This is a genomic window from Clostridium arbusti SL206 (assembly GCF_000246895.1).
GTDB classification, from domain to species: domain Bacteria; phylum Bacillota; class Clostridia; order Clostridiales; family Clostridiaceae; genus Clostridium_I; species Clostridium_I arbusti.
Window position 1 is genome coordinate 1 of sequence record NZ_BAEV01000115.1, and the last position, 11,658, is coordinate 11,658.

General features: G+C 28.1%; 12 protein-coding genes. 2 read left to right on the top strand and 10 right to left on the bottom strand.

Annotated features, from left to right (window positions below; genetic code table 11):
• Positions 1 to 286 precede the first annotated feature (286 nt).
• Positions 287 to 2,005: an oleate hydratase gene (locus RH99_RS15855; protein ID WP_010240518.1), complete on the top strand. Its 1,719-nt coding sequence runs from the start codon at positions 287 to 289 to the stop codon at positions 2,003 to 2,005.
• A 273-nt stretch (positions 2,006 to 2,278) separates the two neighbouring features.
• On the opposite strand, the gene RH99_RS15860 is transcribed toward RH99_RS15855, so the two are convergent.
• From RH99_RS15860 to RH99_RS15905, 10 genes are all read right to left on the bottom strand, one after another.
• On the bottom strand, positions 2,279 to 3,160 hold the full coding sequence (locus RH99_RS15860) for an MBL fold metallo-hydrolase (RefSeq protein WP_010240519.1): 882 nt from the start codon (positions 3,158 to 3,160) through the stop codon (positions 2,279 to 2,281).
• A 160-nt stretch (positions 3,161 to 3,320) separates the two neighbouring features.
• Positions 3,321 to 3,620: a hypothetical protein gene (locus tag RH99_RS15865; RefSeq protein WP_010240520.1), complete on the bottom strand. Its 300-nt coding sequence runs from the start codon at positions 3,618 to 3,620 to the stop codon at positions 3,321 to 3,323.
• An 18-nt stretch (positions 3,621 to 3,638) separates the two neighbouring features.
• Positions 3,639 to 4,001: a VOC family protein gene (locus RH99_RS15870; protein WP_010240521.1), complete on the bottom strand. Its 363-nt coding sequence runs from the start codon at positions 3,999 to 4,001 to the stop codon at positions 3,639 to 3,641.
• A 121-nt stretch (positions 4,002 to 4,122) separates the two neighbouring features.
• Positions 4,123 to 4,383 (bottom strand): phosphoglycerate mutase family protein, encoded by a 261-nt coding sequence (locus RH99_RS18355; protein ID WP_010240522.1) that lies wholly within the window; start codon positions 4,381 to 4,383, stop codon positions 4,123 to 4,125.
• Between the two features lie 488 nt (positions 4,384 to 4,871).
• The gene (locus RH99_RS15880) at positions 4,872 to 5,156 is read right to left on the bottom strand and encodes a putative quinol monooxygenase (protein WP_010240523.1); all 285 of its coding nucleotides are present in this window, start codon (positions 5,154 to 5,156) and stop codon (positions 4,872 to 4,874) included.
• 190 nt (positions 5,157 to 5,346) lie between these two features.
• Positions 5,347 to 5,793, bottom strand: a complete 447-nt coding sequence (locus RH99_RS15885; protein WP_010240524.1) for a YbaK/EbsC family protein — start codon at positions 5,791 to 5,793, stop codon at positions 5,347 to 5,349.
• An 8-nt stretch (positions 5,794 to 5,801) separates the two neighbouring features.
• Positions 5,802 to 6,098 carry a chorismate mutase gene (locus RH99_RS15890; RefSeq protein WP_010240527.1) on the bottom strand — a complete coding sequence of 99 codons (297 nt, stop codon included), beginning with the start codon at positions 6,096 to 6,098 and terminating at the stop codon, positions 5,802 to 5,804.
• Positions 6,099 to 6,250: 152 nt separating this feature from the next.
• Positions 6,251 to 8,440 carry an anthranilate synthase component I gene (locus tag RH99_RS15895; RefSeq protein WP_010240529.1) on the bottom strand — a complete coding sequence of 730 codons (2,190 nt, stop codon included), beginning with the start codon at positions 8,438 to 8,440 and terminating at the stop codon, positions 6,251 to 6,253.
• A gap of 555 nt (positions 8,441 to 8,995) precedes the next feature.
• Positions 8,996 to 9,751, bottom strand: coding sequence for a 3-oxoacyl-[acyl-carrier-protein] reductase (gene fabG, locus RH99_RS15900; RefSeq protein WP_010240532.1), 756 nt, complete (start codon positions 9,749 to 9,751; stop codon positions 8,996 to 8,998).
• A gap of 243 nt (positions 9,752 to 9,994) precedes the next feature.
• The gene (locus RH99_RS15905) at positions 9,995 to 10,384 is read right to left on the bottom strand and encodes an OsmC family protein (RefSeq protein ID WP_010240535.1); all 390 of its coding nucleotides are present in this window, start codon (positions 10,382 to 10,384) and stop codon (positions 9,995 to 9,997) included.
• 377 nt (positions 10,385 to 10,761) lie between these two features.
• Here RH99_RS15905 and RH99_RS15910 point away from each other — a divergent pair, with 377 nt between their 5' ends.
• Positions 10,762 to 11,625 (top strand): 2-oxo acid dehydrogenase subunit E2, encoded by an 864-nt coding sequence (locus RH99_RS15910; protein WP_010240538.1) that lies wholly within the window; start codon positions 10,762 to 10,764, stop codon positions 11,623 to 11,625.
• Positions 11,626 to 11,658: the final 33 nt, after the last annotated feature.

An 11,658-nucleotide genomic window follows, 5' to 3' on the forward strand; every position in this document is an offset into this window, starting at 1 on the left:
ACACGTAGTATAAACGCATTTATATTATTAGCACATATGCAAAATATATTCACTGTCAATTAATATTTCTCACAATAAATTATAATTAAAGATATAATTTATATATAATAGTTATATCTTTAATTAAACAGTATTTTTATATTTTATATAACTTGATGTAGTTTACTACATCTATTTCCTATAAGCAAGTACTATCATCTCTCACATATAGATGGTGGTATAATTCCAAACATTGGGCTAAACTATAAATATTATATCAATTATAAGAAAGTAGATGAAAAATCATATGAATAAAAAAAATAGGAATAATATAAAATTATTACTTGCTGCAAGTGCTATAGGCGCTTCGGTAGCTGCTATGGGAATAAAGAAACTAAAAAACAAGCTTGAAATGAATACAATATCAATGGTATTTACTGATTATGGAAATAAGCAAGTCTATTTTATTGGTGGAGGCTTGGCTTCTCTTGCTGGCGCTGCTTACCTTGTAAGAGATTGTAATTTTAAAGGAGAAAATATTCACATTCTAGAAGGTATGAAGATTCTTGGAGGCAGTAATGATGGTGCAGGTAATGCAAAAAATGGATTTATAGTTCGTGGTGGAAGAATGTTAAATGAAGAAACTTATGAAAACTTTTGGGAACTGTTTTCCAGTATTCCATCTTTAGATCTACCGAGTAAAAGTGTTACTGAAGAAATTTTAAACTTTGATCATTTGCATCCTACCCATGCACAAGCACGTTTAATAGATAAATATGGGGTGATTCAGAATGTAAACAGTATGGGATTCAATAATACAGATCGTATGCATCTTGGTAAATTGATGATTACGCCAGAAAAAGAACTAGATGATTTGACTATTGAAGAGTGGTTTAAATCTACACCTCATTTCTTTGAAACTAATTTCTGGTATATGTGGCAGACAACCTTTGCCTTTCAAAAATGGTCAAGTCTTTTTGAGTTTAAGCGATATATGGAAAGAATGATTTTTGAATTCTCTCGTATTGAAACCCTAGAGGGCGTTACACGTACACCTTATAACCAATATGAATCTCTCATTCTTCCATTAAAAGCTTATTTAGATAGTTTTAGTGTTGATTTCAGTATAAATTCAACCGTAACTGATTTGGATTTCAAACCAGGAAATGAAATTACAGTAACTGCAATACATACAAAAGAAAATGATGAAGAAAGAATTATTGAACTTAATTCTGAAGATATTTGCATTATGACTAATGCATGTATGACTGACAGTGCAACTCTTGGAGATATGAATACAGCACCAGAATATAATCCAAACAAGCCAATTTCAGGGGAGCTTTGGTATAAAATAGCTAAGAAGAAGGAAGGGTTAGGTAATCCAGAACCATTCTTTACACATCCTGATGAAACTAACTGGGAAAGCTTTACTGTAACCTGCAAAGGCAATAAGCTTTTAAAATTAATCGAAAAATTCTCTACTAATATTCCTGGAAGTGGAGCGCTAATGACCTTTAAGGATTCCAATTGGTTAATGAGTATTGTTGTAGCAGCTCAACCACATTTTAAAGATCAGACACTTAATACAACCATTTTCTGGGGATATGGTTTGTATACAGATAAAATTGGCAATTATGTAAAGAAGCCAATGCGTTATTGCACTGGTGAAGAACTCTTAATAGAACTTCTTCACCATCTCCATATTGAAGATAAAAAAGATGAGATTATGGAAACTGTAGTTAATGTTATTCCTTGTATGATGCCTTATGTAGACGCACAGTTCCAACCACGTAAAATGAGTGATCGTCCACAGGTTGTTCCAAAGGGATCAACAAACTTTGCTATGATTAGCCAGTTTGTTGAGATCCCTGAAGACATGGTATTCACTGAGGAATACTCTGTACGTGCAGCAAGAATTGCCGTATACACTCTATTTAATGTAAGGCATAAAGAACTCTGTCCTGTAACTCCCTATAGAAAGGATCCTAAAGTATTAATGGAAGCTTTAAAAACTTCTTTTAGATAAATCAATAATAACTTTTATATTCATATTAACTTATATATCTATTTTATATAAATTATAATCACAAATTATTTGCAGAGTAGCCTTTTGAGACTATTCTGTATTTATGTGTAGTACGAGCCATTGGTAAGATAAAAATAAAAACTATACTATTTTAAATCTCACCTCACCCTAATTTATTTATATTTATTAAAATAATTAATTTGAAATACTAAAATCTTTATAATTTTTGCTGGTATAAACCTTTTTAAAGCGATGATCATTAACATAATTTAACTATCTATACTTTATCTTAAATTCATCAGTCTCATGTCCAAAAATAACATTTAAAAATGGATACTTTTTAATAAATTCTCTTATCTTTAAAAAGCTTCTTCTTCCTTCTTCCATATCAGAAGAAAATTTTCCTGTTTCAACATTAATTTCAAAACCTTTTTTTGTAATACAAGCATCCCCCGTAATTAATGTTTTTCTTTCTTTTCCATTGACTATGTAAGAAATGTGCCCCTTTGTATGTCCAGGTGTAGAAACTGCCCAAAATGAACCATCTCCAAAAATATCAATACATTTCCCTAGTATCGGCATATCCTGAGCTGAAGAAAAATCTATTTTTTGCAAATTTGTCTTATTTTCAAAAAAATTAGAATAAACAAGTGGGAAAAAGCTTTCTTCACGTTCTCCATCACCATACACATAAGGTATTTCATTAGATAATGAAGGAACACCTGCTGCATGTTCGTGAATATGGGTTAAGAAAACACCCTTTAAATTTATACCTCTTTCTTTCAGTTGAATTTCAATTCCTTCCGAACTTTTTTCTTGAATATAACGATTTTTAAAGTAGAGCATCTTTAATATACCTTTAAAGTTTCCACCAACTATATTTGAAAAAGGGCTGTCGAATCCAGTATCAATTAAGTAATCACCATACTTCTCATATCTCAATACATGTGCTAATACTGGTATATCCGCATATCCCTCTTTCATTTCAGAAGCATTTATATTCTGAAGATTTAGTACTCCAGATATTTTACTCACAATCCTACCCGTATTTAAAGTTTCTACTTCTATTGCTGCAGGATTTTCGAATACAGCTTCCCAATTCATAAATTTTGATTTCTTTATCTCATAGTCGCTGACATTATTCATACTTTTCATATAATTCTCCTAGTCTTATAGAATTAATCATTTTTATTTACTTCAAGAATCTCTTTTTGCACTTTTTTACTAAAAGAGCTTAGCAGCAATTCATAGGACATATCTATCATTTGTTTTAAAATATCTTTTCATATATCGTCTTTTCTCTGAAATTTATTATTTAGTTGCCATTGAAGTAATATTTTTTTAGTTGAATAACTCCATTTTGAAATGTAATTTCAAGAGTAAAAATATCACTATGTTGTGCATTATTTATTTCTGTAACAGATAAATTCTTTGACTTTAAAATATTACATGAACTTATTATTTCCAGTATATCTCGTGACCCATAAATAATTGATTTTTTTATATTATCATTTAAATTAACTGTTGGAATCTTTTTAAGCACTTCAAGAAGTTCTCCTGAAAAAAGTTGTATCAAGTGCTGGCTATATTCTAATAACTCAATTCCTTTGTCCAAAATCTTTCTATATCCTCATCATATATGCACTTTATGTTCAACATATTCAACTATAGTACCATCTAAATGCCTTACAGTCATATTCCTTCCTGTTGGTACCTCTTTTAGATCTCTAATAATTACAGCATTATTTTTTAATAAAAATTCTCTAAATTCAATAATAGAATCCACTAAAAAAGTTGCCTTTGTATCCTTAAAAGGTTTTAAAGCTTCATCAGTACCCCCTAAGATTAAAATGTTTCCTATTTGTGCTAATTCTAAATTCATTTCAGTGTACTTAAATATTAAATCACAATCTTGATTTAATATTTTTGTATAAAATTCTATAGCTATGTTTATATCATTTACATATAAACGTGTTAGTATTTTATTTACCTTCATCTATTCATACCTCCATATAATTATATACAAATCTACTTTTCAAAAATATATAAATATCCATTTTTAGCTTTAGTAAAACTCGGACCATTAAATCCTTTAGATAAAAGTACTTTTTTTAATATCACATTAAAGTACCATGACTCACTATTAAAATATTTTTTCTATCTTCAATTAAAATATTAGAAATAAAATCATATGCCCTTTTTTCATCAACATACTTATGGAAAAAGTACCATTGAAATCTTCCCAATATACTCCAAAGTATAAAATGCAATTTAACATTTGTTTTAAATAATAGTAAAATTTCTACTTCTCTTAATAACTTAGTCTGGATTATTTCATTGTCATACACTGCTTGTGCAGTATGTACTGTTCTTGACAAATCACTTGAATAACAAATTTCCCAATGATTTTTATTGATATCTATATGATTTCGTTTTACATTTGCAATATTATAACCATCCTGCCATTCTTTAAATTCTTGTGATTACATGAGTTTAAATACTTGACATGGATATACAACTTCGAAATGTCTAATTAGACCAATTTTCATGGATTTTTTCCTTTCACTTAACGAATAGTTAATATTTAAAATTTCTTTGACCTATTCTATTTCACAATAATTTACTGAACACTTTTATTAAATGGTAAATTTTCCATATTCATAAAAAACCTCTTTGTTTTTTTATGAAATAATTTATACTTGTTCATTATAAAAAAATAAAAAGAAGAAAATCCAAATATTGAGAGATCCTTCTTTTTTATCATTTTGTCCTGTAAATTATTTTAATTCTTTTAATATTGCCTGCTATAGTGATGTTGCTCCTGTAGAAAGATTCCATTCACTAAGAGAAAATTTTTTACCATCAATTAAACAGGTATGTAAGTAACTTTATCTCTTGGACTTGAAAAATACTTTTCAACTGCATTTATCCATTTTTCAAAGTGTTCCGTCTTAAGGTGTTCTTCCATAGCTTCTTCAGATTTATAGCCCTCATAGAGTAAAAATTTATTTGGTTCATCCTTGCATTGAAGAAAATCAAAGCATATAACTCCTTTTTCTTTTCTTGAATTATCCCTATTTTCTATAGTTGCTTCTATAAATTCTTTTATATTCTCTGATTTTATATAAAAAGTAACGTTTTTTATTACCATTGGTTAATTCCTCCCCTTGTACCCAGTCTTATATTACTAGTACATATTAATTTATAAAGTAATTATACCTTTAATTAAACAGTATTTCCATATTTTATTGATACTATAAAAAAATATAACTCTAAGAACTACATCTAAATTAAAATTAACTTACCAATGAAAAATAAAGTATTTGCTATCACATAATTTTTCAGTCTAATATTCCAATAACTTTATTTAATTTTAATAAAGCATTTGGATCAACTTTTAAAGTTGTATTTTCTTCTCCCAAACCCCCATAAACAAAAGAAAATTTAAGAAGTCTTTTATCTACTATATATGGCAATATGATTCCAAACATTGGCACATTTCCAACTGAAAATCCTGTTATCAACTTAACTTCATCTTTAGTTGCCATTCTAACATTTTTACAATTTAGCACATGTTTTACTTCTTTAAAATTCACATGACCCCTTTCACCTGAAACAACTAATACATGAAAGCCTATATCAGTATATATTATCAGCGTTGGTGCTATTTGACCAATATTAATCTTAAAATAATCAGCGCCCTCTTTTGCTGTATAAATAGGTATATCATTATGAATTAATTCAAATGAAAAGTCACTTTTCTTTAAAATATCTTTTATATTTTCCATATATTTTTTCATCCTTTTTTATTTATTTGACTATGCTCTTCTAATTCCAGATTAATAAAAGAATTTATCATATTACGATAAACTACCTCTACTATATTTGGATTTACATTATTATTTTCTGCAAGTTTACAAACTTTTTCAATAACCATTTCTACTCGTTTTGGTGCTTTTACATCTTCAGTATCTTTTTTGAAGTTAGCCGCTTGTTTAACATAGTAACTTCTTTCAGCAATTAATTTAACTATTTGATTATCAATTCTATCTATATTCTCTCTAACTTCATTTAAATCTCTACAATTATTCACTTTTAATTCTCCTTATGAGTATATTTAAAATTTTCAAAAATCCATATAATAATAAATAAAAATAATTATACATTTAAAATGTGATATATTATAATATACGCTATTACTGTTGTAGCAATTTGAACGATATTAATACTAAAATAATATGGTACTTATTTTACTGTATGAAAATTAAATAATTCATCAAAAACATTATTCATTAATCTCATTCCTGAATTATTTGAAGCAGTTAATATTGATTCTGGATGAAATTGAACAGCAATTATAGGCAACTTCTTATGTTGAATGCCCATTGCTATACCATCTTCATCCTTAGCAATTATATTAAATGAATCTGGAATATTCTCGCAGTAAATCGAATGATATAATCCAGCCTGTAAATTTTCTCCTATACAACTCCACACATTAAATGATAAATTATTTTTAATATCGAGCTTCTTACCATGTCTAGGATAATCTAACTGCTTTAATTTTCCGCCAAAATACTCAACTAATCCTTGCATTCCTAGACACACTCCAAATATTGGCATTTTATTATCTAAACATAATTTTATTGTATTGGATAAATTAAATCTTTTAGGAAGTCCTGGTCCAGGGGATAATACAACTACATCAAAACTGTTATCTTTTTTTAATACACTTTCAGCCAAATCATACCTTAAAGTTATTGTATTTGCACCTAACTGCTTAATATAACTAGCTAATGTATTAACAAATGAATCTTCATGATCTACAATCAGTATTTTCTTATTTTTACATACATTAAAATCAAATTCAAACTTCTCATTATCTTTTATTAAACTTTTTTTACTATTTAAACTTTCTAGTAACGCTGCTGCTTTTGTGTAAGTTTCCTCTTCTTCCTCATTAGGCTGTGAATGGATTAACAGTGTAGCTCCAACCCTTACCTGTGCAATGTTATTCTTAATTCTCATAGTTCTAAGTGTTAATCCCGTATTCATATCACCATTGAATAAAATATAACCAACAGCACCTCCATACCATTCCCTTGGTGTTTTTTCCTGCTGCTCAATCCATTCTATAGCAGCTCTTTTAGGTGATCCAGTTATTGTAACTGCCCACATATGAGTTAAAAAAGCATCTATACAATCATATTGATCATTAAGATATCCTTCTACATGATCTACAGTATGAATTAAATGTGAGTACATTTCTATTTCACGTCTACCAATTACCTTTACAGAACCTGGAATACATATTCTAGATTTATCATTACGATCCACATCTGTACACATAGTTAATTCTTCTTCATCTTTATGAGAGTTAATTAATTTTTTTATTTGTTCTGAATCGTCAATTGCATTCTTTCCTCTTTTTACAGTTCCAGATATAGGACATGTTTCTACTCTATTTTTTTCAACTCTTACATACATTTCTGGAGAACTTCCCACCAAAAATTCATTGCCTAAATTAATGAAAAAACCATATGGACTTGGATTGATTTTTCTCAAGTTATAAAATACTTCATTAGCAGGCATATCAATTTCTTTTGATAATACGTGAGAAGGAACTACTTCAAATAAATCACCTTTTCTAAATGAATCTAAAGCCTTAGTTACTACACTTGCATACTCTCCTAATTTGGAACTTTCATTCTTGAAATTTTCAAATTGTTGTATTTTATTATAATCTAATCTTTCTGTTCTTTTTAAACCTTGTGTACTACCTTTAGATGTTGTAAATTCATAGCTTAAAACGTATCCTTTTTTTGATTCATTATCTACCACAGTTAGCCTATCGGGGAAATATAGAACTAAATCTTGTTGATTATATGATCTCTCTTTTTTAAGTTCAATTTTAGATTCAAATTGAAACACCAAATCATATCCGAATGCTCCATATAGTCCAAGATTACTGTCCTCTTTTGATTTAAATATATCCTTTATTTTTCTAATAATTAAAAATACTGATGCTTGTTTACTTCTATCTTCTTCACAAAAAAAGCTATTAGCTTTCTCAATTATTCCCTCGATATGTTCTTTACTTTTCACGCATATTTCTACTTCTTTAATTTCTTCTAATTTACAAGCTATTGTATCTAATAATAAATCACCTCTCTCATTAAGTGAATTAATAGTAAATTTTCTTTGAAAACATCTCAATTCTAAACATGGATCTGTAAATGCAAATTCCCATCTTGAATACCTATTTGGATACTCATAATCACTTGCAAAAATTGCTCCCTTGTTGTGAAGCAACTTTTTAGAAATTTCACCTATAGAATCATTATCATTTAAAGGTTCTTTTGTTCGAGTAACCTTAATACCTCCTTTTGTAACATATTCAGATTTACAATTAGTATTTTCAGTCAAATTATACAAATGCTTTCCTCCTTTTAATTTGATATAACAGATTTATAAGTTAATATAAAAATAAAAAAGCCACTTCGTCCTCAATGGGACGAAGTGACCTTGCTGCCACCCATATTAAATTTATATAGCAAGTAACATAGAAAAACTAAAACTCTTCAGAGCAATACACCACTAAATTATAAATATAATAATATATAAAAAACACTTCGTCCTTTAAAGGACGAAGTGTTAAACTCCGCTATGCCACCTAAATATAAACATTTCTTTATCAGGTACAGATTTATAACTCGATACCCTGTCTTTTTAACGGTAGACCACCGTTTATTGCTACTATAAATTTCACATCACATCTCAGAGATCCATTCAACATAAGCTACAGTGCTTGGCTTACACTATTCCAAACTCGCTTTAACTAAATTCTCATATCTACTACTTCTCGTCATCAATTTTTTCTATTATTTAGATAATATACTTAATTTTATAAGCTGTCAATACAAATTTTATTTAGATAACTTATCTTTCAAAAAATTAGACTCAACACCATAATGTTATCATCATATTAAGTTAATACATTACCATTCCACCGTCAACATTTATAACTTGACCTGTAATATATTGAGACATATTTGAAACAAGAAACAAAACTGCATTTGCTACAGATTCTGAATCACCATATGTTTTCATTGGAATTTGAGACAATATTTCTTGGCTTATCTTATCAGAGAGTTTAGATGTCATATCAGTAGAAATACACCCAGGTGCAATGGCATTTACAGTTATTCCTCTTTCTGCTAATTCTCTAGCAACTGTTTTTGTAAAACCGATAAGCCCAGCTTTAGATGCAGAATAGTTTGCTTGTCCAACATTACCTGTTATTCCTACTACACTTGTTATATTTACTATACTACCTGATTTTTGTTTTAGCATGTGTTTAGATACGAATTTGGTACAATTAAATGCTCCTGTAAGATTTATATTAAGCACTTTATCCCATTTTTCTTTTTTCATAGTCATCATTATACCATCGCTTGTAATACCCGCATTATTTACTAAAATATCTATTCTCTTAAATTTATCAATTATACATTTTACAACTTCTTTTGTTGATTCTTCTGAACTTACATCATGCTTTAAACCTAAAGCTTCAACATCATAAGCTAATGATATTTCATTTGCCACTTGGTTTGCTCTATCTTCATTAGTACCAGTTACAACTACTTTTACTTTTTCTTCTGCTAACTTCTCTGCAATAGCTCTACCAAGCCCTCGAGTACCTCCTGTTACTAGTGCTATTTTGTTACTTAAACCTAAATCAGCCATATTTGACCTCCTTATTATCTATAATCAATTTACTCTTATTTAGTCTTATCTTACCTATGGTAGAAAACAATTCTGCTCTAATTTCACCGTTCCATCCACATTTTCTTCAACAACATCTTTATTTAACTGTTTCTTGAAAAAAATTCTTTATAAATATCAATTCATACACAATTTAGCATTTTTTTAATTTCACTTGTTTCACCTACACTAGCTTTACTTATTTTAACCATATTCTTCTCCAATTTATTCAATGCTGCTACAGCATTCAAACTCTATTTGCTTTGATAATGTCTTTCTAACAGGACAATTCCTTATTTTCCTCATAACTATATTTTTAATATCTTCATTTATATCCCAATCTATGTCTATCGTATATTTAAAAATAACTTTATCTTCTTTTTCTCTATTTAAATCCACTTTAACAGCAACTTTTTCATATTCAATATTCATAGACTCCAGTATCATTCTTGTGGTAATATTTAAGCACGAGGCATATGCCGCTTCAAGAAAATCATGTGGTCTAAAATATTTTCCACTTCCCCCTTTTTCTTCAGTAACATCTGAATAAATCATTCCAGTTTCATTATATATTTCTGTAATATATTTATTAACTCCACTCTTTGATATAATCATTTTTTGCACCTTTCTATAAATATTATATTTTCAAAAATTCACTATAAAGATCAATTGAAGCAAAGCCTGTACCTAAAAATATAATAAATTCACATCACCTTTTTATGTAATAGCTTTAAGATTTTACTCCTTACTTCATTAGATTAAATTTTATTTTAAAACCAATGTACTATTATAATCCCTTATTATTACGTTATAGGTAAATAATACACTATTTATAATGTAAAATCAATTTTAAATGTATTTCCTTAGAGATACATTTTTATTCTATAAAAAGTAGCAATGCTATTTTAATTAAGATATAATAAAAATTAATAAGGAGTACTATACTATATATAATGTAGTATAGTATTACATATAACAGGAGGAAGTGAATTATGATATATAATAATATTAAGATAAAGAAATCTAATACCTTTGATTCAAAAAGAAAAATAGTTGCACATGCAACTAGAGAATCCTGGATAAATATACCTCATATTACTTATACATATGAACCTGACATAACAAGTTTTTATGAAGAGTTTGGTATTTTATCTAAAAAATTAAAAAGTGAAGGAAAGAAAATTTCATTTAATACCTTAATGATTAAAGTTATTGTAGAAGGCTTATTAGCTGCAAATGATTTAAATTCCTATCTTGAATATAATCATGAAAAATGTGAAGGTATACTGCATATTTTAGATGAAATTAATGTTGCAATTCCTTGGATTTTATCTGATGGCTCACATATAACTCCTAGTATAATGAATGCTGGTAGTATGTCACTAACAGATATTTCTGATTATATTTTAAATTTATCTAATAAAATAGAGAATTCCGACATTAAAGAAATAACAGGTATACTATCCTCAGGATTTAGTAATGAAAAACCTTATCTTAAAGGTAAAGAAAAAGAAGATTATTACAATATTCCTGAAAATGAACGCTTAACTGAAGAAGATTTTATTTACGGAACAATTACTTTTTCAAATATAGGTTCACTATATAAAGAACAAAAAGGTGCTTTTTGTTTACTTGAAGTTATACCACCACAAGTTTTTGCTATAGGCCTTAGCTCAGTACAGGAAAAGCCCGGAGTATTTATAGATGAAAATGGAGATAAACAAATTGGTATTAGAAAAACACTTCCAATGTGTTTGGCTTTTGACCACAGAGCCCTTGATTTTAGCTCTATTATCCCATTTTTGAAAAAGCTTGATTCAATATTTGATGATCCAACTATTATTCACCAATGGTAATTAAAAGTTTATTGGTTATAATTATTAACATAA

What these genes read in the sequence shown, in the direction of transcription:
- RH99_RS15885 (WP_010240524.1), bottom strand. Translation starts at nt 5,793, where the DNA reads ATGGAAAATATAAAAGATATTTTAAAGAAAAGTGACTTTTCATTTGAA.
- RH99_RS15905 (WP_010240535.1), bottom strand. Translation starts at nt 10,384, where the DNA reads ATGATTATATCAAAGAGTGGAGTTAATAAATATATTACAGAAATATAT.
- RH99_RS15855 (WP_010240518.1), top strand. Translation starts at nt 287, where the DNA reads ATGAATAAAAAAAATAGGAATAATATAAAATTATTACTTGCTGCAAGT.
- RH99_RS15870 (WP_010240521.1), bottom strand. Translation starts at nt 4,001, where the DNA reads ATGAAGGTAAATAAAATACTAACACGTTTATATGTAAATGATATAAAC.
- RH99_RS15880 (WP_010240523.1), bottom strand. Translation starts at nt 5,156, where the DNA reads ATGGTAATAAAAAACGTTACTTTTTATATAAAATCAGAGAATATAAAA.
- RH99_RS15860 (WP_010240519.1), bottom strand. Translation starts at nt 3,160, where the DNA reads ATGAAAAGTATGAATAATGTCAGCGACTATGAGATAAAGAAATCAAAA.
- fabG (WP_010240532.1), bottom strand. Translation starts at nt 9,751, where the DNA reads ATGGCTGATTTAGGTTTAAGTAACAAAATAGCACTAGTAACAGGAGGT.
- RH99_RS15910 (WP_010240538.1), top strand. Translation starts at nt 10,762, where the DNA reads ATGATATATAATAATATTAAGATAAAGAAATCTAATACCTTTGATTCA.